Genomic DNA, 23,312 nt, shown 5'->3' on the forward strand with positions numbered 1-23,312 from the left:
CTTAGCGTACGGACGTCGGTCCGGGCGGGTGCACCGAGGTGACGCCCGGATGGTGCAGGGTGGTGCGCATCAAGTACACGTTGTAGGGCGACCATCGCGACATGGCGTAGTAGATGACTGGCCCGTTGGCCGACTCCGGGTGCAGGAACCCGCCATAGAGACCCGGGTAGCGGTCACCGTCGGCGACGACTTGGCCATCGGTCCACGGCCCGGTCAGCTCCTGTGCCGTGCGCAGCACGATGGCCGCCTTCGACTCGTCGAGGTGCAGCGCGAGCCAGCGGTCGAAGTGCTTGCTGTAGAGCACCGAGAGCTCGGCGACCGGGCCGGTGAAGACGGGCTTGGCCGCGAACGGGTCCTTCGGGTGCCAAGTCTCGCCGGTCCAGTACTCGTAAGCCGCCGGCTCCAGAATGTCCTTTGTGGACACACGGGCGAGGTAGGTGTCGCCCCAGCGGCCGTTCGGCGTGCCCAGGAGATAGAGGTGGTCGCCCTGCTGGGCGAATGCGCCCATCTGGAACGGGTGGTCGTGCTCGGCCCGGTTGATCCAGCGGGAGCGCCACGGCTTGTCCCACGTGTGGCCGCCGTCGCGGGAGAAGGCGATGCCCGCGTAGTTGGTCACCCATTTGCCCTGCGGTCCCCAGTTCCGCACGGACATGTAGTGCAGGTAGTGCACGCCGTCGATCTCGATGCCCGCGCACGGGATCACGGTCTCCTCGACGCTCTCGGCGTCGCGGTCGAGGATCTGCCGGGCCATGCCATCGTCCTGGGCGACCACGGACTCGATCTTGAGACCGTTGTCGAGGTCGCGCTCGGCGACGATCGCGAGCACGTTGCAGCGCCAGTCGGCGTCGTCGTCGGTCCCCGCGCCGTCGCCCCGCCAGCCCGGACCGTAGGTGTCGCCGAAGACGACGAACGTGCGGCCCGCGCTGTCGTCCCACATGATGCCGAGGTCGGTGGCATGGATGCCGTAGCGCTCGGCGGTCAGGTTGGTCGACTCGTGGCCGGTGATCTGGGAGACCAGCGTCGTCTCGCCCACCCGGATCATTTGGCGACCGCCGCGTCATAGAGGGACTTCTTGCTCACCCCGTGCTCGGCGGCGACCTCGGCGGCCGCGTCCTTGAGCCGGGTGCCCGCGGCGGCCAGCTCGCGAACCTGCTCGACGAGGGTCGCCAGGTCGGGGGTCTCGACGGGTTCGGCGCCGGAGAGGACCACGGTGATCTCCCCGCGCACCCCGTCCTCGGCCCACTTGGCGAGCTCGGCCAGGCCGCCGCGGCGAACCTCTTCGTAGGTCTTGGTCAGCTCCCGGCACACGGCGGCCCGCCGGTCGGCGCCGAGCACCTCGGCGGCGTCGGCGAGCAGGCTCGCGATGCGGTGCGGTGATTCGAAGAAGACAGCGGTGCGCGGCTCGGTCGCCAGCGCGGAGAGCCACTTGCGCCGCTCCCCCGGCTTGCGCGGGGCGAAACCCTCGAAGCAGAACCGGTCGCAGGGCAGCCCGGACAGCGCCAGCGCGGTCGTGACCGCGGACGGGCCGGGCAGGCAGGTGATCGGCAGGTCGGCCTCGACGCAGGCGGCGACCAGGCGGTACCCCGGGTCGGAGACGCTGGGCATTCCGGCGTCGGTGACGAGGAGAACGGACTTGCCCTCCTGGATCGCCTCGACAAGACCGGCGATGCGGCTGGTCTCCACGGCGTCGTAGAAGCTGACCATCCGGCCCGTTGGGGTGACCCCCAGTGCGCTGATCAGGTTGCGGGTGCGGCGCGTGTCCTCGGCGGCGATGACGTCGGCGTTGGTGAACGCCTCGACCAGCCTTGGGGACGCGTCACGGGAGTCACCCAGGGGGGTCGCGGCGAGAACGAGCATCGCCGAAGCCTAGTGGCGGAGCCTGACCACCACGGATCCAAGCAGGCCGAAGTGCGACCAGGCCGGCGTGATCGTCGCTCCGCCCCGCCGGATGATGCCACCGTCATCGCGCACCACCAGTCCGCGCGCCCGGGGCCGGACGACCGCGGCGGATGAGACCGTGACCATCCGGGCGGTAAGTCACCGGCGCACAATAGCCACCCGTTCGCCTCACTTTCCATGAGTGAGTTCGCGTGATCTCGGCTATCCCGACGCGGGGATAACACTTCGCGCCCTACCATCTCCCCTCGTGAGCCTCCTCGTAGCCGAAGACGAGGCCGACCGGGTCGGTCCGGACCCGGCGCCTCGGCAAGCCGACGCCACCGAGTCGGTACGCGACCGGCTGCTGGGCAAGCCGATGCCGACCGACCGGCTGCGCGGCTGGATCGTCACCGCCGTCCTCGGGCTGATCGGCGGCTTCGTCCGGTTCCAGAACCTCGGCAGCCCCACCGACAACGGCACGCCCGTCTTCGATGAGAAGCACTACGTGCCGCAGGCGTGGCAGATGCTGCGCAACGGATGGTTCGAGGACAACCCCGGCTACCGGCTGACCGTCCACCCGCCGCTGGGCAAGACGCTCATCGCGTTCGGCGAGTCGCTCTTCGGCTACAACGGGTGGGGCTGGCGGTTCACCGCGGCGCTCGCCGGGGCGCTGATGGTCGTGCTGATCATCCGCATCGCCCGGCGGCTGACCAGGTCGACACTGCTCGGCGCGATCGCGGGAATCCTGCTGATCTGCGACGGCGTGTCCCACCTGCAGTCGCGGATGGGGATGCTCGACGCCTTCCTGGCGTTCTTCATCCTGGCCGCGTTCGCCGCGCTGCTGGTCGACCGCGACCAGGTCCGGTCACGGCTCGCGGTGGCGGTCGCGGAGGGCTGGGCGGGCGACTCGGCATACGGGCCTCGGCTGGGTGTGCGCTGGTTCCGCCTGCTGGGCGGTGTGCTGCTCGGCCTGGCCTGTGGCGTCAAGTGGTCCGGGCTGTACTTCATCGCCGCGTTCGGGCTGCTCACGGTCCTGTTCGACGTGACGGCCCGGCGTGCCGCGGGTGTTCGGCACCCGTGGATCGGCACGGCGCTGCGTGATCTCCTGCCCGCGCTGTGGGCCTTCATCGGTGTCGCGGCGATCGCGTACCTGTCGACCTGGTGGGGCTGGTTCGGCAGCGAGACCGGGATCGACCGGCACCTGGAGCCGACCGCCGACAGCGGGCCGTGGGGTGTCATCAAGGGCGCGTTCGGGTCGTTGTTCCAGTTCCACGAGCAGGTCCTGAAGTTCCACAGCGAGCTGGTGACGGACCCGAACAAGCAGCACCCGTGGGAGTCGAAGCCGTGGACGTGGCCGATGGGTCTGCGGCCGATGCTCTATTACTACGAGGGCTCCACGCTGGGCTGCGGCGAGGCGAAGTGCGTCGCCGCGACGATGCTGATCGGCACGCCCGCGCTGTGGTGGCTCGCGCTTCCGATGCTGGCGTGGGGGCTGTGGCGGATGGTGGCGCGGCTCGACTGGCGCTACGCCGCCGTCATCACCGCGTACCTGGCGGGCCTGCTGCCGTGGTTCATCAACCTCGACCGGCAGATGTACTTCTTCTACGTCACGCCGATCGCGGCGTTCCTGGTGCTCGGGCTGGTGCTGCCGCTCGGCCACATCCTGGGTCGGGTCCGGGACGGGGCCGAGCGGCGGGGCACCGGTCTACTGGTCGTCGCGCTGTACGTGGGCATGGTCGTGGCCAACTTCGTCTGGCTCTGGCCGATCCTCAACGGTGACTCGATCACCGAGACCCGATGGCAAGCTGAACTCTGGCTGCCGTCCTGGCGGTAGGGCGCTCACGCGGCTCGGGCCGCGCGGTGCGGAGGTCGGCGGCGACCCGGACGAGGTCGCGGTCTTCGATGTCGGACCGTCCGGCCAGGCGCGGACGGGGTTCGGGCTGCCGGTGGTGGTTGCGGTCCAATCCGTAGACCAGAAGGGCGGCGAGGGCGATGAGTACGAGTTCCATGGCACTAAGTTTGCGCTGCACTCTTTACTGCCACCAGTGGCAGAACTGACCTTGTGCGACAAAATCCTGCCAGCTAGTCTTCGGGCATGCTGAAGAGCGTGGCGGCAGTGCTGATCGACGGCTTCGCGCCGTTCGAGTTCGGCGTGATCTGCGAGGTGTTCGGGATCGACCGAACCGAGGACGGCGTGCCGCCCGTGGAATTCCGGGTGTGCGGGGAAGTGGCGGGCAGGCCGGTCCCGTCCAGCGTCGGCGTGCCGATGGTCCCCACCCTGGACCTGTCGGCCCTCGACGGAGCCGACTTGATCGCCCTGCCGGCGTGCCAGATCCGCGACTCCTACCCGCCGGCTGTCCTCGACGCCCTCCGCGCGGCCCACGCGGGCGGCTCGATGATCCTGTCGGTCTGCAGCGGCGCCTTCCTGCTCGGCGCCACCGGCCTGCTCGACCAGCGCCGCTGCACCACCCACTGGCGGCACGCGGGCCTGCTCGCCGAGCGCTTTCCGCTGGCGAAGGTCGACCCGGACGTCCTCTTCGTCGACGACGGCGACATCATCACCAGCGCAGGCACGGCGGCGGGCATCGACGCCTGCCTGCACCTGGTCCGCCGCGAGATGGGCTCGGCGGTGGCCACCGCCATCGCCCGCCGGATGGTCGTGGCGCCGCAGCGCGACGGCGGTCAGCGGCAGTACGTGGAACTGCCGGTGCCCGAGTGCACCGGCGACAGCTTGACGCCGATCCTGACGTGGATGGTGGAGAACCTGGCCGAGGACCACTCGGTGGCCGCGCTCGCGGAACGCGCACGGATGTCGGAGCGCACCTTCGCCCGCCGCTTCGTCGCCGAGACCGGGACGACGCCGCTGAAATGGCTGTCGATGCAGCGGGTGCTGCACGCTCGGACGCTGCTGGAGGAGACCTCGGCCTCGGTGGACGAGGTGGCAAACCGGTGCGGGTTCGCGACCGGGGCCTTGCTGCGGCACCACTTCCAGAAGATCGTCGGTGTCTCGCCGAAGGACTACCGCCGAAACTTCGCCACGCCGCGCTGAGCGCCTACGGCGCCACCTTGGCGGCGAAGAGCTCCAGTTGGTCGAGGTCGGCCAGATCCATGACCTGCAGGTAGACGCGGGTGACGCCGGTCTGTTCCCGCCACGGACCGAGCTGGTCGACGATCTCGGCGGGCGTGCCCGCGAGCGGGTTCGCGCGCCGCTCGTCCTCCGTCAACCGAGCGGCGGGGGCCGAACTCCTATGGACCCAATCTGGGGCGAGAAGTCGACGTCCGCCGGACATCTGGTCGGCCTGGGCGACGGTGATCGCCAGCGGCCCGGGCAGGCGGAACGTGGCGGCGGTGAGGAGTGCGCCGAGGCGGATGCGTTCGGTCTTGGACGGCCAGGGCGGACAGCGTTGTCCAGGCGTCAGCGGGGCCGGGCTCGCCGGAGCCACCTATGGCGCGGCGGGTGATCGGAGCGTAAGAACCCGTCGTAGCCCGCGGCCTCACTGGCCCGCGCGACTCGCAGGAGATCGGCGTAGGACGCGCCTTGCTGAGGCTCCGTGAAGATCCTCACGTCCATGATCTCAGCTTGGTCGCGCGATCTCTGTCTGCCTGGTCCGTTCGGGCACTCGTGGTGTTTGCCGCGCTATCCGGGCAGATGCCGGGTGCGGTCCACCTTGTCGATGTCGTCGCGGCGGACTATCTGCGTCACCGGGCCTGTCTCCGTGTGGCCTTCCCGGGCCATCCAGTCGCTGAGTTCGCGGGCGACCGCGCGCAGGGTGGGGCGTCGTGCCGGTTCGTTGTCGAGGGATGCCAGCAGAAGTCTGCGGTGGGCGCTTTGCTGGGGTGTCTGGGTGACCGGTTCGCCCTTCGCGGCGGCCATCAGGGCGGCCATGGCGTTCTCGCGGGTGCCGCGCGGGGGTTTGCCGGTGAGGGCGAAGCTCACGGTGGCCGCCAGCTGCCAAGCGTCCGAGGCTGGGGTGGCGTTGGCGCCCGCGGCGGTTTCCGAGGCGAGGAAGTCGGGGGTGCCGACCATCATCCCGGTGGCGGTCAGGGTGGAGTCACCCTGCGAGCGGGCGATGCCGAAGTCGATCAGGTGGGCGTTGCCGTCCGGGTCGATGATCACGTTCGACGGCTTGACGTCGCGGTGCAGGACGCCCTTGGCGTGCGCGGCGGACAGGGCGCCTGCCATGGTGATCCACAGTCGGGCGACGGCCAGGTCGTCGAGTGGGCCGCCGGTGCCGACGCGGTCGGCGAGGGGCTGACCCTCGATGTACTCCATGACCAGGCCGAGGCCCTCGGGCTCGGAGACGATGTCGTAGACCCGCACACAGTTCGGGTGGTGGACCGCCGCGAGCGCCCGGGCCTCGCGGAGCATGCGCTCCTCGGTCTCGGCGTCGGGGGCGTGCGCCATCTTCACCGCGACCGTGCGGTCGAGTTGGGTGTCCACGGCCAGCCACACCGTGCCGAACCCGCCCTGGCCCAGGGCCCGAACCTTGCGGAAGCGGCTGCCGGACGGCTTGACCGGCGGCGGGGGCGGGGTGGCCGAGCGCGGGGCGAACGGGAGCGGGCCGGGGTCGGCGGCCAGCCGGGCCATCGCGCCGAGGCCTTCGGGGTTGGGGTCGTGCAGCGTCGGATTGAGAGCAGGGGGCACATAGGGCGCGGGCTTCTGCACGGGCTTCACCGGGACCTGCGGCGGATAGCCGGGGACGTGCGCGGGCGGCTGGTACGGCGGCAGCGGCGCGGGCGGCACGTAGGGCGGCACGGCCTTGTTGGGTTGTTTGTTCTGCGGCTGCGGAGGCGGCGTCTGCCGCGGCGGGGTCTGCGGGCGCGCGCCCATGCCGGACTGCTGCGGCGCGGCGGGCTCCGGCTTCTGGTGGCTGCGCTCGATCGTCGACCAGCTCGGCGGGCCGATGACGTAGGCCGGGATCAGGCCGAGCACCGAGATCGGCAGGAAGCCCAGCCACAGGTGGGACGCGGTGTTGGCCTCGACCGGCACACTCAGCGCGATCATCAGCGCGAACGGGACCCAGACGAGCCTGCTCACCCAGCGCGGGCCGCGGCGGGTCGCGGCACGGGCCTGCAGGATCACGAACAGCAGGCAGATCGCGGGAACCACCACGAGGAAGACCAGTCGCAGCAGGTAGACCGGAGTGTCCTCGAACTTGTGGAAGAGGACCTCATAGACGTTGGCCCCGCCACCGAGGTACGCGTCCTGCGCACCGACCCAGCAGAAGCCGGCGTCCATGCTGCCGGACCCGACGAGCTTGATCGTCGGATCCTTGGCGAAAACACCGCGGAAGACCCCGCTCACACCGTTGAACAGCAGCCACGGCATCAGGAACGCGAAGAACGCGCCGATGGCGCCGAACACCCCGTAGGTGACCGGGTTGTAGAGGTTGCCGGTGACCTTGCGGACCAGCGCGACCGTCACCGAGCCGATGACCGGCAGCAGGGCGATCAGCGCTCCGGCCGTGCTCGTAGCCCAGACCCAGTCGCCGGGGCACAGCCCCGGCCCGAAAAGGCTGTGCGCGAACGACAGCAGGGAAGCCGCGAGGTCCAGCACTTCGAGTACAGCTCCTCTCAAGGCGGCGCCGGGTGCGCCGGAAACCAGCGTATGCCGATCGGCGGCCCGGGCGGGCCGTTCATCCACAGGGACGCCGAACGAGCCGTCAAGGTTGTCCACAGCTCACGAAGTGAGGCAGACGCATCAGGCGTTCGGTGGCAAGGTATCGGTGAGGCACCGAGATCGAATCGTGGGCGGGGAAGATGCGCAGACAGGCTCTCGCTTCGGCGAGCGTCGCGGCGGTGGGCTACGACGCGACCACGGAGACCCTCGAGGTCGAGTTCCGCAACGGCAACGTCTACCAGTACCTGGGCGTCGCCAAGCGGCTGTACTGGGCGTTGATGTCCGCGCCGAGCGTCGGGGCGTTCCTCAACCGCGAGATCCGCGACAGCCACGAGTTCCTGCGAGTGCGCTAGCGGGCCCGGGAGTGTTGGTTCCAGAAGGGTGGACACAGATGGCTCTCACCGTCGACATCGCCGTGGTCGGTCTCGGACCGGGCGGCGAATCCGTCGCCACGCGGCTGGCCGAGGCAGGCCTGTCGGTCGTGGGGATCGAGGCCCGGCTGGTCGGTGGCGAGTGCCCGTACTACGCGTGCGTGCCGACGAAGATGATGATCCGCGCCGCCGACGCCCTCACGGAGGCGCGTCGGGTCGCGGACCTGAGCGGGTCCGCCGAGGTGCGACCGGACTGGGCGCCGGTCGCCAAGCGCATCCGCGAGGAGGCCACGGCCGACTGGGACGACACCGTGGCGGTGGAGCGGCTCACCAAGGCGGGAGCGAGGTTCCTGCGTGGCCGTGCGCGGATCACCGGTTCGGGTGAACTTGTCGTGTTCACACCTTCGGGCGAAGAACGGGTCACCGCCCGCATGGGGATCGTGCTCAACCCGGGCACCGAGCCCGCGCTCCCGCCCGTGCCGGGTCTGGCCGACACACCGCACTGGACCAACCGCGAAGCCGTCGCCGTCGAAGAGGTCCCCGAGTCGCTGATCGTGCTCGGCGGCGGTCCGGTGGGCTGCGAGTTCGCCCAGGTCTTCGCCCGTTTCGGCGCGGATGTCACGGTGGTCGAGGCGCAGGACCGGCTACTGGGCCTCGACGAGCCCGAAGCGGGGGCGCTGATCGCCGAGCGGTTCGCCGCCGAGGGCATCACCGTGCGGACCGGCGCGAAGATCACCTCCGCGAGCCACGACGGCGACCGGTTCACCCTCGAGTTCGACGGCGGAGATCCAGTGTCCGCCCGGCAACTCCTCGTCGCCGCGGGCCGCCGCACCGACCTGGCCGCGCTGGGCGTCGCCGCCGTCGGGCTCGATGACTCGGCCAAGGGGATCAAGGTCGACAAGCACATGCGGGCGGCCGACGGCGTGTGGGCGATCGGCGACGTGGTCGGCGAGGGCGCGTTCACCCACATGTCGATGTACCAGGCGGGCGTCGCGGTCGCCGACATCCTCGGCGAGGACTCCCCCGGTGCGGACTATCGGGCGGTGCCGAGGGTGACGTTCACCGATCCCGAGGTCGGCTCGGTCGGCCTGACCGAGTCCGCCGCCCGCGAGGCGGGCATCAACGTGCGGACGGGGATGGCCAAGGTCGAGTCGTCGGCGCGCGGCTGGATCCACAAGATCGGCAACGAAGGCCTGGTCAAGCTGGTCGCCGACACCGATCGCGGCATCCTGGTGGGCGCGACCTCGGCAGGCCCGACCGGCGGCGAGGTCCTCGGCATGCTCACCCTGGCCGTGCACGCGCAAGTTCCCATCAGCACATTGCGGCACATGATCCTCGCGTATCCGACATTCCACCGCGCTGTTGGGGACGCCTTGGAGGATCTCCAAACGGCAACAAGATGAGCACGAACTCCACTTAGTCCGTACCCACTGATCGGCCTCGGCCGTTTGGGTGTACAAATACCCAGTCATCAGGTTCGCGGGAAACTCTCTGGAGCCCTTCATGCGTAGGTTCATTTCAACGGTCGCGTTCGCCACCATCACCGCCGGCATGATGCTGGCGTCGTCCGGCACCGTGGGCGCCGCGCAGCAGGACACTCCCCCCTCGGGTGACCCCCGCGCCACATCGCACCCGACTCCGGCCGGCGACAACATCACCGTCGCCGACTGCCCCACGCTCTGGCCGGGCAGCACGGGTGTGACGGTGACCTTCTCCATCGACGCGACCAACACCTACATCGACATCACCGCCGTCCCCGCGGGCACCACCGTCACCGGTGTGATCGTCAAGGGTGGGCCTGCGTACAACCGCTACGAGGCCGCCCTCCTCGGCGTGCTGCCGTGGCTCGACCTGCACGCGCCGCTGACGCCGGGCAACAGCCAGCAGCCCGCGGAGATCAGCCATTGGTTTGTCTGTGGCGTGAAGACCACCACCACGACGACCACCACCACCACCACCAAGACCACCACCACCACGACCGGCGCGACCACGACGACGGGTGGGTCCACCACCACCACGACCTCGGCCGGTACCACGACGACGGCGCCGATCACCACCACGACCGTCGCGCCTGCCCCTGGCGACGACAACAACCTGCCCGACACCGGCGCGAACGTCGGCTGGATGATCTTCCTCGGCGCCGCGCTGCTGCTCAGCGGCGGCCTGCTGATGGGCGTCCCGCGCATCCGCAACGCGGTCCTGCGTCGTAACTGATCCACTTAGACCGAGGGCCCGGGCGACACTGTCGCCCGGGCCCTCGTCGTAGGGTCGCCCCATGCTCGCCGACGCCGTCCCGTTCCTGGCCTGCCCGCTGTGCGGCGGCGCCCTGGCCATCGAGTCCGGGACTCTGCGGTGCGCGCGGTCGCACAGCTTCGACATCGCCCGCCAGGGCTATGTGAGCCTGCTGCGCGGCGCCTCGACGTTCACCGGGGACACCCCCGAGATGGTCGACGCCCGCGCGGCCTTCCTCGGCGCGGGCCACTACGCCCCGATCGTCGAGGCGATCGTCGGCGCCGCCCGGCCGGGACCCGGCTGCGTCGTGGACATCGGCGCGGGCACCGGCTACTACCTCGCCGCCGTCCTCGACCGGTTCGGGAACCGCGTGGGGCTCGCGCTGGACGCCGCCAAGCCCGCGCTGCGTCGGGCCGCCCGCGCCCACCCCCTGATCGGCGCGGTCGGCTGCGACGCGTGGCAGCCGCTGCCGGTGCGGCCTGCCGCCGCGGGTCTCGTGCTCAACATCTTCGCCCCGCGCAACCCCGCGGAACTGCGCCGGATCCTGCGGCCCGAGGGCACCTTGGTCGTGGTCGCCCCGACCTCACGGCACCTGGCCGAATTGGTGTCCACTTTGGACCTGCTGGCGGTCGAGGAGGACAAGCAGAGCCGGATCGACGAACGCCTGGCCCCGCACTTCGACCTCGTCGAGCAGACCGACCGCGAGTTCTCGATGACCCTGTCGCACCACGACGTAAGCACGCTGGTGGGCATGGGCCCCAACGCTTTCCACACCGTCGCCGCAGAGGTCCGTGAACGGATCACCGCGCTGGCCGATCCGCTCACGGTGACCGGATCGGTCACCGTGAGCGCCTACCGGCCGTCAGGCGGCTGAGGCCACCGGCGCCCGCCCGGTCAGCGCGAGCAGCCGCTCGTGCGCCGACGCGCCCTCGGCGACGGGCAGCCGCGCGGAGAACGCGCCACCCGGGCCCCACAACTCCTCAGGGAAGCGGCTGACGACCTTGACCGCCGCCTCGGCCAGATCCTCGTCGAACCGCAGGTCGATCCCGGCCGCCGACGCGATGTCCCACGCGTGCACGAGGACGTCGGCGAAGTGCACCGACTGCGCCACCGCCCCGGTGCGCTCCACACCGAGCAGCTCGAACGGGGCCTCCTGCGCCTCGTCGGTTCCGAAGGCCGCCAGGAACGCCCCGGCGGTCTCATGGAAGTCCGCCCGCGGGTCCGCGTCCAGCTCGGCCTCCGCCGGCGGAGCCTGCCCCGCGAGCTTGGCCAGCATCCCGTGGTTGTTGCCCACCATGTGCCCGATGACGCCGCGAACCGTCCACTCCGAGCAGGGCGACGCGAGGTCGAGCTGCTCGTCGGTCAGCCGGTCGATGATCCCGCCGGTGACCTCGACGGCCCGCCGGTCCAGTGCCCTGATGTCCATGACCCCTCCAGAAATATGTACGAACGATCGGTTAGATAGTTCCACATGATCGTCGGGTCGTCTAGATTGCTCGCATGGATGGTCGGCTGGCGCGGGGCGCGGAGACGCGGCGCATCACGCTGCGCCGCGCCGCGGAGATCGCGTCCGTCGAGGGGCTGGACGGGTTGACGATCGGCAGGCTGGCCGGGGAGCTGGAGCTGAGCAAGAGCGGGATCTTCGCCCATTTCGGCTCGAAGGAGGAGCTGCAGCTGGCGACGCTCGCTTACGCGGAGGAGGTGTTCGTCGAGCAGGTGATCCGCCCGGCGCGCGCAGCTGAGCTGGGGTTGCCGAGGTTGCGGGCGCTGGTCGACAACTGGATCACGTATTCGCGGACCCGGATCTTCCCCGGTGGTTGTTTTTTCGCCGCCGCGTCGGCTGAGTTCGATGCCCGTGAGGGCCGGGTGCATGACGCGGTGGTGGGTTCTTTCCGCAGTTGGATGGCGGTGCTCGTCGGGATGGTCGAGGAGGCGGTCGTGCGGGGGCAGTTGCCCGCGGGCACTGATGCCGCGCAGCTGGCGTTCGAGATTGACGCGCTGGCCCGGGCGTCGAACGCGGTGTCGGTGCTCACTGGCGACGATGAGGCTTACCGCCGGGCTGAGGCGGGTATTCACGCCAAGCTGGGGTAGGGAATGTTCTATGGGCGTGGTTCGTTGAACCGCAGACAGCACGCCCTTACCTAGGAGGTCCTGTGGCGACGGTCGAATTGACCACCGAGAACTTCGATGAGGTCGTGGGCGGTGGTGGCACCGTCCTGGTGGACTTCTGGGCCGCTTGGTGTGGTCCGTGCCGCCAGTTCGCCCCGACGTTCGAGAAGGCGTCGGAGCAGCACGCCGATGTGGTCTTCGCCAAGGTCGATACCGAGGCTCAGCAGCAGCTCGCGCAGGCTTTCGGCATTTCGTCCATTCCGACGGTCATGGCGGTCCGCGAGGGCGTGGTCTTGTACTCCCAGCCCGGTGCGCTTCCGCCGAACGCCCTGGAGGATTTGATCACCCAGGTGAAGGCCGTCGACATGGCCGAAGTCCACGCCCAGGTAGCCGACCAGAACACCACCCAACCCGCCGAATAACCCCCCACACACACAGCGAAGCCCCGCGCCCACCCTCGCGGGGCTTTGCTGCGTTCAGCCTCAGCCCGCGAGCGAAACGAAGCAACCACTCCGGAAGGGCTGGGTCAGGCGTGCCGATCGCACCGTGGGCGACCCAGCGATTGGTTACATACTCGGAAGCGCGCAGCGCGAGCCCGAAATACTGGGTATGGCCGGGATGGCCACCGATCGCACCGTGGGGCTGGGGGGTCGCCCCCCAAGAAACGATGCGGAACGCAAAACGGCCCATGCCTCTATGGGCATGAGCCGCCTATGCGTGGACCTTGTTAAGGCTTATCACAAACGCCCGGACCTCGCGGATGCCCTGGTCAGAGCGTTGGAGCGGCTACGCAAGGCGCAGGCCCGACCTGCCCGGCAGCGCATAAGTGTGCAATCCAGCCCCAGCGGCGACGGTCCGGGTCGGATCAGCGACCGTCTGACAGATGCGGATGTTCACCTGCTCATCAAGGCGTTCGAGAGCGGCACGCCGAAGTGGAAGCTGGCCGAGCAGTACGACATCTCGGTCAGCAGCATCAAGCGGCTGCTCCGCAAGCATCGCAAACGCGCGTAGCCATCACCGTTCGTCTCCCTCTGGCCAGTCGCCCCTACCCGGTGACCGGCCAGAGGGAGAGGCAACTCTCCCGAACAACATCAACTAATCGAAAGGAGGTGAACCATGTTCACGACCTTGGCGAAGCCGCGGTTCTTCTGGCGGCTGCTCGCTACTCAGCTACCAGCAGACGACAGGCCACCCGTCTTGCTGACGATCTCCGAGACCTGCGACGCGCTGCGCGTCAGCCGGTGGAGCGTCTACCAACTCATCCGCAGCGGCAGGCTCGCGACGACCACGATCGGCCGTCGTCGACTTGTTCCGCTTGCCGCGATCCACGCGCTCATCCGCAACGAATGCGAGACCGCCTGATGGCCGGTCGCAACGCAAACGGGGAAGGAACGATCTACCCCCGGAAGGACGGCCGCTACGAAGCTGCGATCTACATGCCAACCAGTAGCGGTGTGCGTAAGCGAGTCCGGGTGTACGGAAAGACACGAACAGAAGTACACAGCAAGCTCACTGCGCTCAAGTCGCAGGGTGATCGGGGCATACCCGTACCGGACAAGAGTTGGAAACTCGGCGACTATCTCGACCATTGGCTCAAGCACGAGGTAAGCAGGAGTCGCGCATTGACCCACGACCGGTATGAGTCGGTCGTGCGGCTCCACATAAAGCCTGGTCTCGGTAGGCAGAACCTCGACAAGCTATCTGTCGCGACAGTCAAAGAATTTATCGACTGCAAGATCGCTGCGGGCACCTCTGTTTCCACGGTTCACAACATCCGCAAAGTGCTGAGTGCCGCACTTACATCGGCACAGCGGCAGGAACTGCTATTCAGAAATGTAGCTCGACTAGTCAAGCTACCGAGCTACAGGCCGGAAGAAAATCAGCCATGGACAGCGAAGGAGGCAAGTGAATTCCTCCGCGCCGCGCAAGGTAGTGATCTCTATCCTGCGTACGTACTACTCCTATTGTATGGGCTTCGTCGTGGCGAAGTCCTCGGACTGCGATGGTCAGACGTCGACTTCGACAGGCGCGAGTTCCACGTCCGCCAACAGTTGCAGCGAATCCGGGGTGAGCTGCGGTTCGGCGACCTGAAAACCGATGCGGGCCGACGCAGTGAGCCAATTGTCGAGTTCGCGCATGCCGCGCTCAGTGAACACCGGGTCGCCCAAATTGCGCTGCGCACTAATGCCGGGGCAACATGGTTGGACTCCCGCCCAGAGACTGAACTCGTCTTCACGACTGGAGTTGGCACGCCCATCGACCCGCGAAACTTTCAAAGGTCCTTCGACGCCGTGTGCACCCAAAATGGCCTACGCCGTATCAAGCTACACGACCTTCGAGACACCAACGGAACACTTCAGAAAGACCTCGGAGTCCCTGATCGCGACATCCAAGCCGTTCTCGGCCATGCCAACGTCAGCACCACACGGCGGTTCTATCAACATGCCACCATGCAGAACCAGCGCAATGCACTGGAAAAGGTCGAGAAGCTGTTCCTTCGGACAGTCGGCAGTGCGCGTTGCCGTCGACTACTGCCGTCAAGTCATCAAATCGTTGAAAATATTGCTACGTCTATCTTTGGTAGCGGCAGGTGGACTCGAACCACCGACCTCAGGCTTATGAGGGCGATTAATACCCCCTTGAGCGAGCGTCTCACCTCTGTAGAATCGGCCGTGAACGATCGTAGAAGGCAGTGGGTTATCGGCGTCGTTGCCGTCAACGTTGCCGTCAACCCGATTTAGAGCACGGTGTCCGACCATCACTGATCCGGCACGTCCGCCAGTCGCACCAGTACAATGCTCACATGAGCGATGAACCGGAAAGGAAGAAGTCTTGGGCTGAAACGGCCAAGACTAGCGGTATGGTTGCCCTAAAGGGGGCCGCCAGTTTTGTGCCGGGCGGCGGATTGATCACGGAGACGATAAATGCTTACGACCAACGAAAGCAGCAGCGACTAAACGAGGTCTTACAGGCCGCTATCGCAAGGCTCGAAATCGGCGTCGAAGAACTTGGGGCGAAGCTTGCCCAAGATGAAGAACTCGCGGATCTTTGGGATCGCGCCTTGAGAGCGGCGAAGTCGTCTAGACGCGCGTCCAAACGCAGGTTCTATTCCGAGATCATGGCACAGGTGGTCAATGCTGATCACACCGAGCGCGTCACGGCCAACGTGCTTATTCGCCTACTCGACCAGTTAGAGGAAGAACACCTGCAAGTTATGGCCGCCATCAGTGACCTTGCGCAGCAACCGCGCTCCGACACGGATGGGAAATCGGGCTTCCTTGGAGCAGAGCGCGACGAATTGTTAGTACGACTACCGCATCTAGTTGACCTACTCGGCGTACTGACCTCGTCGCTTTTGTCTCTAGACCTCATCCGGAATGTATGGGCAAACACATGGAACGGGGTCGAGGGAAAACAGCGATTCGCTCTTACAGAAGCAGGTCAGGCGCTAAGTAAAATTCTTTTGACGAGTGGATAAAGATCGACGCGCCGAACTCTACCACTTTCAGCCCGTCCAGGAATAACAAGAACGGAACAGACATGGATTACTCAGACCGCCCAAACCAACTCAGGCGCGTGCGGGTACCGGGTCGAACAGATATCGGAGAAGTCATCCAATCGGGCAAGAACTTCGGTTCTGCGAAATACATTCACTGCGCTGTCATCCATTTTCCGGACACTGGAGAAATCGGATTCTACGATTTGAAGCGAATCACGACAGTTGAATCCGAATGACGAGCGCACCTATGGCTACCCCAGAGGCTCGCAACCGCTCAAGCAATGCTCAATCACCTGAGAAATCTCGCCCCGCACCAACATGGATACTCCGCATTGGTCCCGTTGTTCACGACGAGCCTGATGCGCGTTACAGCCGAGACGTCGATGTCGAATGGCACCTTCGCCGGGTATTCAACTTTTGTCGGCGGCATTAACTGGTCTCCGACCTGGGAGTAAATTGAAACATAGACTACACCGTCAATAAGGTTGTCGTGTCGAGACTCATCAGTGAGCCCAAAGACACCTTGAAATCGCCCGTAAGCTCCAGGGAGGTTAAGCTCGGTCTCAGAATTGCAGTTGGTGCAGTTGGTGAACCGGTATGAGTAACTCGACGGAAACTCTACGTTTCCGATGGTAGCCGATGTCCGCTTCGGAGAACTCGGCTGACGGACAAAACTTGCGGCAGGTACGTCACTCAAGTACAACAAATCTGGACTAACTGGACCTCCGGCAGAGGCATCTGGCGCCGTAGTCGTAGATCTCGACGTTTGGCGTGTCGTCGTGGTCGTTGGCGATTCGGAAACATCACTGGACGTGACAGCGGTGGTGGTCGTGATTCCACCCGATTGCCCCGCTCCGTTTGCAGGCTGACGTGGATACAGCCAGGCCGCATAGGCAATTATTCCGGTTAGGGTCGCTATTACGACCCCAACCATAGTCCACCACGACTTCGAATGCCACGAGCTACTTCCTGCTGAACTGGAGGAATTCATCAAGCTCGTCTCCCGGTCACGCTCCGCGATTGCCTGGTTGCACACTATCGTCGTTACAACACCGATGGTTGTTACACCGTGACCGAGCCGCGTCACGTCACCGGTCGCAGCGGGACCGGAGCGAATCAACTCAATAACTAAGTAGGAGATCTACATGGAACAACACAACCCCAACCAGGGAGGACACTCTTTCACCGACGATCAACGCATCTACCACGGCATCACAGAAGCCCTCCGCGAGGAACGCCCCATCGACGACGCCACGGCACGAGCCATCGCGGCCCAACTCCACGGTGGCCAAATCTCTCCGCTGTACGCCTTGGCCTCCTCCGGCGCCCTCGTCGAGGGCCTAGATCGCGAACTGGAGGTTTGGCGCCAGGAGTCGACGACAGGCGTCGAGCTTGAACCCTGGCTCGACGCTCTTGACGAGTACATCGACAGTCGGGTCGCCTCGCCGGAACCTGTGGACGGCTGGGCCACCCTCTGGCCCGGTGATCCGCCAGCCGAGATAGATGAAGCCGACGCTGAGATCGCAGCCTGCCAGGAACTGTTCGAGCGCATCTCAGCCGCAGGCGTACGAACCCTCGGCCAAGTAGCCGCGGTGGGAACGGTCGACCAGGACGACGAGCGAGACGACTTCTCGTGGGTTGATGCCGCCACGTGGAGCGCCGCTGAGGTTCTGCCTGATGCGGTAACGCCCCATCGTCTGCCTCCCGCCCAGCTTGACTCCTTGTTCGCCGAACAACCCGACGAGCAGATCGGCTCGATAGACGAGCTGGGCTGGTACGGCCTCATCAAGTACCCAGATCGTTCTGGCGGCCAGATCCTCATTGAGGATGAGCACGGCCTGCGTCATGTGCTGGAGGCTGAGACCGACGAGGCTCTGGACCTGCGTTGGGTTCACATCCAGCGGGAGTACGAGACCTACGAGGAACAGCGCGCCGCGTACGAGTTGGCCATCACAGAAGCCAGCACCACACCGAGCGGCTACAACCCGCGCGTCTGGGTCGCCAGCCTGGCCGACTACAACGAGGGTCGCTTGTTTGGCACCTGGATGGACGCCACGCTGGACGCTGACGATCTCCAGACGGCTACGCGGTTCCTGTTGCGGCAGAGCGACATACCCGGAGCTGAAGAGTGGGGCATCTTTGACCAGGACGACTTCGGCGACTACGAGATCCACGAGTACAGCGACTTCGCCACCGTGTCCCGGATCGCCAAGGGCGTAGCCGATCACGGCGAAGCGTTCGTGGCCTGGATCGAGCATGTGGGCGAACAGAGCGAGGAACTGCTGACCAGTGAGCGGTTCCTCGACCATTACCAAGGCACGTTCGAGTCCGCGGAGGCGTACGTCGAGCACTTCCTGACGGAGACCGAAGCCTCCGACTTCATGCGCTTCGTGCCGGACAGCATCCAGCACTACGTCAGCGTTAATGTGGAGATGCTGGCTCGGGACTGGCAGTGCGAGGGCTTGCTGGTGAAAGAACTGACGGATGGATCGGTGGCGGTATTTTGGGCTTAGGCAGATATTCATGATCGACTATTAGCAGCCCAAACTCGTCCGTTCTTTTCAAACTCACAGGTTCTTGCTATATTGTGAATAGATGAACCGCTCAGCCCTTCTCAACGCAACAGTTGCATCCATCTTGGCGGCTCCTGTTATTGGTGGCGTAGTGATCTTCGTTTATCTGCTTCTAGCATTTAACAACGGCGCTACTCTAGGTGGCTATGGGGCCGCCGGGAGTGAACCGGAACGGTGGGTGCAGACGGCTTTATGGCTCACGGCTTTCGCGGGCGTCTTATTAGATGCCGCCATCGGGTTCGCCGTGTATCGGCGCATCAACAGGCGAACAGCCTCAGGATCTACCAGACCAAAGCGTGCTAACGCCGAAGGAAAGCGTTGATCGCTGCGGCGTAGCCGAACTCCTGTCCTTTGTCATTCGGATGGAGTGACTGATTGTTGGTAGGACCATTTTTCAAGGAAAACGTCCAGAAATTGATCCACTCACCACCGTTCCCGCAAACCTCGTGGCCTGCAAAGTAGCCATCCACTGGAACAAACGCTACGTTCGGGTGTTGACGTGCACGGTCTGCAATGAACTGGTTGAGCCGAGACGTTTGACTGCGCAGGAAGTTCTGTTCGGGTTGACTGAAGCCTGCGGTGATTGAGCGTCGCTTACCTTTCTGGCTCAGCTTTGCACAGTTCTGTTCCGCAGCCGATGCCGGGAAGAGTTGAGGATAGCCCGCGACAATAATCTGCGCACGTGGTGCACGTTCGCGAATCTTTTCGTAGACTCGGTTTAATTGGCCGTCAAGGTAAGCCAGACGCTCGTTAATGTAGTCGATTATGCGCTGGCCCTTGTACAGGTCCGTGGTGCAATTATTCGTCCTCGCGCAAAATTCCACGATTTTCGAAAAGGTGACATCATTACCGCCTATAGTGATCGTCACCAAGTCTGTGTCTTGGTCAACTGGCAAGTCGTTCAGATTGGCAGCGCCACCTGATCTCATCGGGTCCAGTTGCGAGCGGTTGTCACCCCATTTTGGCTTATCGAGCACATTTTCAGTTTGAGCACCGCTACACGCCAAGAAGCCGAATTTAATGCCAGAATCCGTCTGCTTGGATAGATCGTATAGCGTACCCACAGGGTAGTCGGGATGCCGAACTAGCGTCGAATACGCCAGCTTAGAGCGGTGGCATCGATTTGTCGGCTCAAAGAACGGCTCGATGCCTTCACCGGATGAGAAGGAGTCTCCGAGCGCAACGTATTTGAACGGTTTCACCGGAGGCTTCCTCAACGCAAACATTCGGAAATCCTGAGCGATGCCCGGAACGTCAAAGGCGGATATCGAGTTGGGAGGCTCTGTGTACCGATACTGCATTGCTCCGGCGTAAAGTCGGCCCGGAGCAATCGCCAGACCCAAGTTTTCAAGGTCATACCCTGATGAGTTGACAATCCGCAGTGAGGGCAGTGTGGTCGCGCTGGAAGTTTGGCTTACAAACTCGATTTGCTCGCCGTCACACTGGCGACCGGTATCGGGATCACAGGTAAACTGGATTTTGTGCGGAAGGGCAACGATCCCATTCACATCGACTAAGGGAGCCTGGAAGCCGCCGCCCAATCCCCTGTAGGATTCTTCGATGCTCTTCGTCCAGAGTTGGTGTCCGTCACGATCAATCGAAGTAAAGTCCGACGAGACCGTAAGTGTGCTCGCGTTGCGATTAAGAATCACGCCGCCATCTGGAGTTCCCGCCAAGATCGTGCTACTACACGGATGAGGATCTGGCTCAGTCCAAGTCCAGACCCGACCTTGAGGAGTAAATTTGGCGACGCTTACTCTCCCCTCGCAGGATTGTGAATATCCAGCAAGGAAGACGTCTCCGTGCGCGCCACCTGCGGAACTAAACGCCCCGTTGGCTGAAATGGAATTTTCTGTTTGATAGGTGATTGGAACCTTGCTGCCGTAGGCGATGTAGTTAACCTTGCTAGTCCCATCGACGACAATGATTCCATCGGAGTACGCATATAATCCCGTAACGTCACCGAACCACATCTCAAGGGTTACAGCTCCGGTTGACCTGTCGAAGCCCAATACCTTTCCTGGTCCACCGCCGTTCCACATCGAGAAGTACACACTGCCGTCGGCGCCAGTAACCGGAGCGGTGCGAAATGGGCTGTATCCGCCCGTCGAACTGGGAGTTGGCCACCGGCTGCGCCCGACGGCATCAACTGCCATAACAACTGGCATTCCCGCGTTGTCCTCTGTGTGGACATAGGTGATGCCGTTCTCGTCGCCAACAGCGCGCGGACAGTTGTGGCCTCCAGGTGTGCCCTCAGCCGGCAGTTTCCACGTGACTCCACCGTTGCTTGCGATGGACTGAATAGTGACGTCCGCGATGGGAGCTGGGCACGCCGTACTTACCGCAAGGACACTTCCTGTCGGCGTGGCGACTGGGGTGCTTTGGTAGGGCGACAAAGCGGACCATACAGCTCCCGGTATCAGTGGCGTTGCTGCTGCGGCTCCGGGCGCATTTGGCCCAATGAGCCCTCCCGCCAGGCAGACGACGAGCAAGGCTGGTGCCAACGGTCTTGTCCACAACCTAGCGATGGTCATGAAATCCCCTCACAGGAGCTGCATGTTCCAGGTATTGCAGTTCGTCTGCACACTCGGCTTCGTTACAACGATCAGTTCCGCAATCACTACTACGGCACCTTCGACTCAGCCGAGGTGTACGCCGAGCACTATCTGACCGAGACCGAGGTCTACGACTTCATGCGGTTCGTGCCGGACGGCTTGCAGCCATACGTCAAGGTCGACGTCGAGATGTACGCCCGCGACATGCAGTGCGAGGGTTTGCTGGTGGAAGAACCGGCGGGTCGGTGGCTGTGTTCGGCACGCGCTAGCCCTGGCAAACGGCAGGTTCGCTACTCCCTACAGCCGCCGACACCACCGCGAACCCAATTCATGTCGCAAAATTGCCACAGGGATTGCCCGTTTTCGACCACGCGCGTCCTCGCAACGTCACCCAATCGGCCCAACTTCTCATCCAGCGGTTGACGCGGGACCGAGAGCGGCTCGAACCGCCCATCGGCGCGGTACTCTCTTTGCCCCAAGGAGCATTGGATGTGACACCGATGAGCTATCGGAACAAGACATATGTGGCGTTCGCCAGCGAGGACATTCGCTCCTATAGGCTCATGGAAGCCTGGCGCGACAACCAGCACATTGACTTCAATTTCTACGATTCGCACGACCTCTATAAGGCGAGAGATACCAGTACCGACGAGACGATCAAGCGAAGGCTCTACGAGCGCATCTCGCAAACGGCCAAGCAGGTCGTTCTTCTCGGAAGCCCAACAGGAAAGCGCAAAGGCGACGACGGCACTTCGTTCCTTGCGTACGAGATCCAGACGATCATCAAGCTCAACCTGCCGGTCGTTGTGGCGAACCTCGATGGTGACCGAACGGTCAACAGGGGTTTCATTCCGACGCCATTGCTTGACGCGAGCTACTACACCATGTCGGTCTCGTTTCAGCCCAAGATCATCAAATATGCGCTCGACAACTACGCTCCGGTCTTCGCGGGGTCAAACAACACAGGCCCGTACGAATACAACACGAGCGTCTACACAAAGCTCGACCTGTGAACCAAGGCTTGAGACGAGACCTCACAACGCGACGCTTTGGGACAAAGGTGGTGTCGCGGATGTTCGCTGCCATCGGCTTTCAGGCCGTCTTCCTCGGCGTGTACGACGTGATCGAACCCAATGCGATTTCCAAGCTACGACTTCCGATGGTTGCGATTGTCCTCGGCATCGCCCTGGGGTTTGGTATCTGGCGATCCTGGCCGCGGCCAGTGCAGCACAGCTACAAATCGCCGAACACCGAGATACATGTCGTTGTGGGGGATCTATTCGAACAAGGAGGAAACATTGTCATCGGCATGGCCGACACGTTCGACACGGAGATCCCGGATGTTATTGACGAGAAGAGTGTCCAGGCACAGCTGCTGACCAGAATCTTTCGCACCGACCGGGCTTCGCTAGACCAGGCAATAAACACAGCGCTCAGTGACGTAGCCCCAATCGGGACATTCGAGCCGGCCGACAAGAAGCCCGGCAAACAGGCTGTCTACCCGCTGGGCACCGTCGCCACGCTACAGACGGAGCGGCGCCGATTCTACTTCTGTGTTGCCTACACCTGCATGGACAAACGAAACGAAGCGCACGGAAGCGTAGACGGCGTCTGGAGATGCCTCAATAGCCTGTGGACGGAGGTGCGTGCGAAAGGTAACGGCGATCCCGTCTCGATCCCGGTCATCGGCGGTGGACAGGCACGAATTGCGCAGCACTTCCCGGCGCAGGATTCCATTCGGTTCATCGCGCTGTCCTATATGTTCGCGTCGCGCGAAAAGAAGATTTCCGACCGTCTCAACATCGTGGTTCATCCCAAGGCCGCAGACAAGCTGGACATGCTTGAGTTGCAAGCCTTCTTGAAGTCGTTGGAGATGTCGTGAGCGCATCTTTGGACGTTCCCGAGGTCAAACCCTGCCCCTTCTGCGACTACCTTAGTGGCGCCCGTCCATTTACGACTCTCACGAGGGACGCGACGGTGGCGATCTTGGTGACTCGGGAGCAGCGTGGGATTGGACATTTGCTCGTGATCCCAGTGGCACACCGACCGACCCTGCTCGACCTCACCAGCGACGAAGCGTCGGCAGTCATGCAGGCAGTAATTGCTGCGACTCGGGCAATAACCGGTGCATACAAGGTCCCCGGCGTGGCCGTGTGGCAGAACAATGGCGTTCCTGCCCACCAGACGATCCCCCATATGCACTTTCACGTGGCCGGAACCCTGCCAGAAGGCGGTACCGAGTGGGATGACGTCGATGAATCGTCGGTGTCAGAGACTGATGCCATCGCAGTTCGCCTTAAGCCATACCTAGAATAGGCCAGCAGCAGGGGAGAATAATGAGTCAACCGCTGTCTTTCGACATACTGTGTGAACTTGTCCCGGTACAGTGCTCGGAGTGCGAGTACGAGTTTGAGATACAACTCCTTGACGCACGTACGCAGGTCTATCGGCATTGCCCTTGCTGTCGCACGCGCA

At 64.4% G+C, this 23,312-nt stretch carries 24 protein-coding genes and 1 pseudogene; 17 read left to right on the plus strand and 8 right to left on the minus strand.

Annotated features, from left to right (window positions below; genetic code table 11):
• Position 1: 1 nt before the first annotated feature.
• Positions 2-1,042 carry a DUF4185 domain-containing protein gene (locus ACUZ2Y_RS15935; RefSeq protein ID WP_476319516.1) on the minus strand — a complete coding sequence of 347 codons (1,041 nt, stop codon included), beginning with the start codon at positions 1,040-1,042 and terminating at the stop codon, positions 2-4.
• Complete coding sequence (gene rsmI, locus ACUZ2Y_RS15940; protein ID WP_476319518.1) at positions 1,039-1,857, minus strand: 16S rRNA (cytidine(1402)-2'-O)-methyltransferase; 819 nt, start codon at positions 1,855-1,857, stop codon at positions 1,039-1,041. The genes ACUZ2Y_RS15935 and rsmI overlap by 4 nt, the downstream gene beginning before the upstream one ends.
• 289 nt (positions 1,858-2,146) lie before the next feature.
• Here rsmI and ACUZ2Y_RS15945 point away from each other — a divergent pair, with 289 nt between their 5' ends.
• A complete protein-coding gene (locus tag ACUZ2Y_RS15945) occupies positions 2,147-3,712 on the plus strand; it encodes a dolichyl-phosphate-mannose--protein mannosyltransferase (protein ID WP_476319520.1) in 1,566 nt (521 codons plus the stop codon).
• Here ACUZ2Y_RS15945 and ACUZ2Y_RS15950 read toward each other — a convergent pair.
• Positions 3,663-3,887 (minus strand): hypothetical protein, encoded by a 225-nt coding sequence (locus ACUZ2Y_RS15950; protein WP_476319522.1) that lies wholly within the window; start codon positions 3,885-3,887, stop codon positions 3,663-3,665. The genes ACUZ2Y_RS15945 and ACUZ2Y_RS15950 overlap by 50 nt on opposite strands.
• 86 nt (positions 3,888-3,973) lie before the next feature.
• Between ACUZ2Y_RS15950 and ACUZ2Y_RS15955 the strand changes: the two genes are divergently transcribed.
• Positions 3,974-4,927: a GlxA family transcriptional regulator gene (locus ACUZ2Y_RS15955; RefSeq protein ID WP_476319524.1), complete on the plus strand. Its 954-nt coding sequence runs from the start codon at positions 3,974-3,976 to the stop codon at positions 4,925-4,927.
• Between the two features lie 4 nt (positions 4,928-4,931).
• Here ACUZ2Y_RS15955 and ACUZ2Y_RS15960 read toward each other — a convergent pair.
• Together ACUZ2Y_RS15960 and ACUZ2Y_RS15965 are read right to left on the minus strand one after the other, a co-directional pair.
• Positions 4,932-5,449, minus strand: a pseudogene (locus ACUZ2Y_RS15960) (LLM class flavin-dependent oxidoreductase).
• Positions 5,450-5,515: 66 nt separating this feature from the next.
• Entirely contained in the window at positions 5,516-7,435 is a 1,920-nt protein-coding gene (locus tag ACUZ2Y_RS15965; protein WP_476319527.1) for a serine/threonine-protein kinase, read from the minus strand.
• A gap of 203 nt (positions 7,436-7,638) precedes the next feature.
• On the opposite strand from ACUZ2Y_RS15965, the gene ACUZ2Y_RS15970 reads away from it, so the two are divergent.
• The 4 genes from ACUZ2Y_RS15970 (at position 7,639) to ACUZ2Y_RS15985 (ending at position 10,975) form a co-directional block, all read left to right on the plus strand.
• Complete coding sequence (locus tag ACUZ2Y_RS15970) at positions 7,639-7,851, plus strand: KTSC domain-containing protein (protein ID WP_476319529.1); 213 nt, start codon at positions 7,639-7,641, stop codon at positions 7,849-7,851.
• 38 nt (positions 7,852-7,889) lie between these two features.
• Positions 7,890-9,272: a dihydrolipoyl dehydrogenase family protein gene (locus ACUZ2Y_RS15975; protein ID WP_476319531.1), complete on the plus strand. Its 1,383-nt coding sequence runs from the start codon at positions 7,890-7,892 to the stop codon at positions 9,270-9,272.
• 100 nt (positions 9,273-9,372) lie between these two features.
• Positions 9,373-10,083, plus strand: a complete 711-nt coding sequence (locus tag ACUZ2Y_RS15980) for an LPXTG cell wall anchor domain-containing protein (protein ID WP_476319533.1) — start codon at positions 9,373-9,375, stop codon at positions 10,081-10,083.
• A gap of 61 nt (positions 10,084-10,144) precedes the next feature.
• Positions 10,145-10,975 (plus strand): putative RNA methyltransferase, encoded by an 831-nt coding sequence (locus tag ACUZ2Y_RS15985; protein ID WP_476319535.1) that lies wholly within the window; start codon positions 10,145-10,147, stop codon positions 10,973-10,975.
• On the opposite strand, the gene ACUZ2Y_RS15990 is transcribed toward ACUZ2Y_RS15985, so the two are convergent.
• Positions 10,964-11,527, minus strand: coding sequence for a TIGR03086 family metal-binding protein (locus ACUZ2Y_RS15990; RefSeq protein ID WP_476319537.1), 564 nt, complete (start codon positions 11,525-11,527; stop codon positions 10,964-10,966). The two genes, ACUZ2Y_RS15985 and ACUZ2Y_RS15990, sit on opposite strands and share 12 nt — an antisense overlap.
• A 74-nt stretch (positions 11,528-11,601) precedes the next feature.
• On the opposite strand from ACUZ2Y_RS15990, the gene ACUZ2Y_RS15995 reads away from it, so the two are divergent.
• The 6 genes from ACUZ2Y_RS15995 to ACUZ2Y_RS16020 all read left to right on the plus strand — a co-directional run bounded on the left by ACUZ2Y_RS15995 (position 11,602) and on the right by ACUZ2Y_RS16020 (position 15,688).
• Positions 11,602-12,192 (plus strand): TetR family transcriptional regulator C-terminal domain-containing protein, encoded by a 591-nt coding sequence (locus ACUZ2Y_RS15995; protein WP_476319539.1) that lies wholly within the window; start codon positions 11,602-11,604, stop codon positions 12,190-12,192.
• A 62-nt stretch (positions 12,193-12,254) separates the two neighbouring features.
• Positions 12,255-12,632, plus strand: a complete 378-nt coding sequence (gene trxA, locus ACUZ2Y_RS16000; RefSeq protein ID WP_476319540.1) for a thioredoxin — start codon at positions 12,255-12,257, stop codon at positions 12,630-12,632.
• A 124-nt stretch (positions 12,633-12,756) separates the two neighbouring features.
• Positions 12,757-13,221 carry a hypothetical protein gene (locus ACUZ2Y_RS16005; RefSeq protein WP_476319542.1) on the plus strand — a complete coding sequence of 155 codons (465 nt, stop codon included), beginning with the start codon at positions 12,757-12,759 and terminating at the stop codon, positions 13,219-13,221.
• A gap of 105 nt (positions 13,222-13,326) precedes the next feature.
• On the plus strand, positions 13,327-13,572 hold the full coding sequence (locus ACUZ2Y_RS16010; protein WP_476319544.1) for a helix-turn-helix domain-containing protein: 246 nt from the start codon (positions 13,327-13,329) through the stop codon (positions 13,570-13,572).
• Positions 13,557-14,951 carry a tyrosine-type recombinase/integrase gene (locus tag ACUZ2Y_RS16015; protein ID WP_476319546.1) on the plus strand — a complete coding sequence of 465 codons (1,395 nt, stop codon included), beginning with the start codon at positions 13,557-13,559 and terminating at the stop codon, positions 14,949-14,951. The genes ACUZ2Y_RS16010 and ACUZ2Y_RS16015 overlap by 16 nt, the downstream gene beginning before the upstream one ends.
• 62 nt (positions 14,952-15,013) lie before the next feature.
• Positions 15,014-15,688: a hypothetical protein gene (locus ACUZ2Y_RS16020; RefSeq protein WP_476319548.1), complete on the plus strand. Its 675-nt coding sequence runs from the start codon at positions 15,014-15,016 to the stop codon at positions 15,686-15,688.
• A 310-nt stretch (positions 15,689-15,998) separates the two neighbouring features.
• Here the strand turns inward: ACUZ2Y_RS16020 and ACUZ2Y_RS16025 are convergent, their stop codons facing one another.
• The gene (locus ACUZ2Y_RS16025; RefSeq protein WP_476331863.1) at positions 15,999-16,700 is read right to left on the minus strand and encodes an NPCBM/NEW2 domain-containing protein; all 702 of its coding nucleotides are present in this window, start codon (positions 16,698-16,700) and stop codon (positions 15,999-16,001) included.
• A gap of 154 nt (positions 16,701-16,854) precedes the next feature.
• On the opposite strand from ACUZ2Y_RS16025, the gene ACUZ2Y_RS16030 reads away from it, so the two are divergent.
• On the plus strand, positions 16,855-18,222 hold the full coding sequence (locus ACUZ2Y_RS16030) for an antirestriction protein ArdA (protein WP_476319550.1): 1,368 nt from the start codon (positions 16,855-16,857) through the stop codon (positions 18,220-18,222).
• A gap of 359 nt (positions 18,223-18,581) precedes the next feature.
• Here the strand turns inward: ACUZ2Y_RS16030 and ACUZ2Y_RS16035 are convergent, their stop codons facing one another.
• Positions 18,582-20,816, minus strand: a complete 2,235-nt coding sequence (locus ACUZ2Y_RS16035; protein WP_476319552.1) for an SGNH/GDSL hydrolase family protein — start codon at positions 20,814-20,816, stop codon at positions 18,582-18,584.
• A 45-nt stretch (positions 20,817-20,861) separates the two neighbouring features.
• Between ACUZ2Y_RS16035 and ACUZ2Y_RS16040 the strand changes: the two genes are divergently transcribed.
• Genes ACUZ2Y_RS16040 through ACUZ2Y_RS16055 form a run of 4 tightly spaced genes read left to right on the plus strand, consistent with a single transcriptional unit; the run spans position 20,862 to position 23,153 of the window.
• On the plus strand, positions 20,862-21,260 hold the full coding sequence (locus tag ACUZ2Y_RS16040) for an antirestriction protein ArdA (RefSeq protein WP_476331865.1): 399 nt from the start codon (positions 20,862-20,864) through the stop codon (positions 21,258-21,260).
• Positions 21,257-21,850: a TIR domain-containing protein gene (locus ACUZ2Y_RS16045; RefSeq protein WP_476319554.1), complete on the plus strand. Its 594-nt coding sequence runs from the start codon at positions 21,257-21,259 to the stop codon at positions 21,848-21,850. The genes ACUZ2Y_RS16040 and ACUZ2Y_RS16045 overlap by 4 nt, the downstream gene beginning before the upstream one ends.
• 59 nt (positions 21,851-21,909) lie before the next feature.
• Complete coding sequence (locus ACUZ2Y_RS16050; RefSeq protein WP_476319557.1) at positions 21,910-22,719, plus strand: macro domain-containing protein; 810 nt, start codon at positions 21,910-21,912, stop codon at positions 22,717-22,719.
• Positions 22,716-23,153 carry an HIT family protein gene (locus ACUZ2Y_RS16055; RefSeq protein ID WP_476319559.1) on the plus strand — a complete coding sequence of 146 codons (438 nt, stop codon included), beginning with the start codon at positions 22,716-22,718 and terminating at the stop codon, positions 23,151-23,153. The genes ACUZ2Y_RS16050 and ACUZ2Y_RS16055 overlap by 4 nt, the downstream gene beginning before the upstream one ends.
• Positions 23,154-23,312: the final 159 nt, after the last annotated feature.

Source organism: Actinokineospora sp. UV203, from assembly GCF_056323665.1.

What these genes read in the sequence shown, in the direction of transcription:
- ACUZ2Y_RS15935 (WP_476319516.1), bottom strand. Translation starts at nt 1,042, where the DNA reads ATGATCCGGGTGGGCGAGACGACGCTGGTCTCCCAGATCACCGGCCAC.
- rsmI (WP_476319518.1), bottom strand. Translation starts at nt 1,857, where the DNA reads ATGCTCGTTCTCGCCGCGACCCCCCTGGGTGACTCCCGTGACGCGTCC.
- ACUZ2Y_RS15950 (WP_476319522.1), bottom strand. Translation starts at nt 3,887, where the DNA reads ATGGAACTCGTACTCATCGCCCTCGCCGCCCTTCTGGTCTACGGATTG.
- ACUZ2Y_RS15955 (WP_476319524.1), top strand. Translation starts at nt 3,974, where the DNA reads ATGCTGAAGAGCGTGGCGGCAGTGCTGATCGACGGCTTCGCGCCGTTC.
- ACUZ2Y_RS15970 (WP_476319529.1), top strand. Translation starts at nt 7,639, where the DNA reads ATGCGCAGACAGGCTCTCGCTTCGGCGAGCGTCGCGGCGGTGGGCTAC.
- ACUZ2Y_RS15975 (WP_476319531.1), top strand. Translation starts at nt 7,890, where the DNA reads ATGGCTCTCACCGTCGACATCGCCGTGGTCGGTCTCGGACCGGGCGGC.
- ACUZ2Y_RS15980 (WP_476319533.1), top strand. Translation starts at nt 9,373, where the DNA reads ATGCGTAGGTTCATTTCAACGGTCGCGTTCGCCACCATCACCGCCGGC.
- ACUZ2Y_RS15985 (WP_476319535.1), top strand. Translation starts at nt 10,145, where the DNA reads ATGCTCGCCGACGCCGTCCCGTTCCTGGCCTGCCCGCTGTGCGGCGGC.
- ACUZ2Y_RS15990 (WP_476319537.1), bottom strand. Translation starts at nt 11,527, where the DNA reads ATGGACATCAGGGCACTGGACCGGCGGGCCGTCGAGGTCACCGGCGGG.
- ACUZ2Y_RS15995 (WP_476319539.1), top strand. Translation starts at nt 11,602, where the DNA reads ATGGATGGTCGGCTGGCGCGGGGCGCGGAGACGCGGCGCATCACGCTG.
- ACUZ2Y_RS16010 (WP_476319544.1), top strand. Translation starts at nt 13,327, where the DNA reads ATGTTCACGACCTTGGCGAAGCCGCGGTTCTTCTGGCGGCTGCTCGCT.
- ACUZ2Y_RS16015 (WP_476319546.1), top strand. Translation starts at nt 13,557, where the DNA reads ATGCGAGACCGCCTGATGGCCGGTCGCAACGCAAACGGGGAAGGAACG.
- ACUZ2Y_RS16020 (WP_476319548.1), top strand. Translation starts at nt 15,014, where the DNA reads ATGAGCGATGAACCGGAAAGGAAGAAGTCTTGGGCTGAAACGGCCAAG.
- ACUZ2Y_RS16025 (WP_476331863.1), bottom strand. Translation starts at nt 16,700, where the DNA reads ATGAATTCCTCCAGTTCAGCAGGAAGTAGCTCGTGGCATTCGAAGTCG.
- ACUZ2Y_RS16030 (WP_476319550.1), top strand. Translation starts at nt 16,855, where the DNA reads ATGGAACAACACAACCCCAACCAGGGAGGACACTCTTTCACCGACGAT.
- ACUZ2Y_RS16035 (WP_476319552.1), bottom strand. Translation starts at nt 20,816, where the DNA reads ATGACCATCGCTAGGTTGTGGACAAGACCGTTGGCACCAGCCTTGCTC.
- ACUZ2Y_RS16050 (WP_476319557.1), top strand. Translation starts at nt 21,910, where the DNA reads ATGTTCGCTGCCATCGGCTTTCAGGCCGTCTTCCTCGGCGTGTACGAC.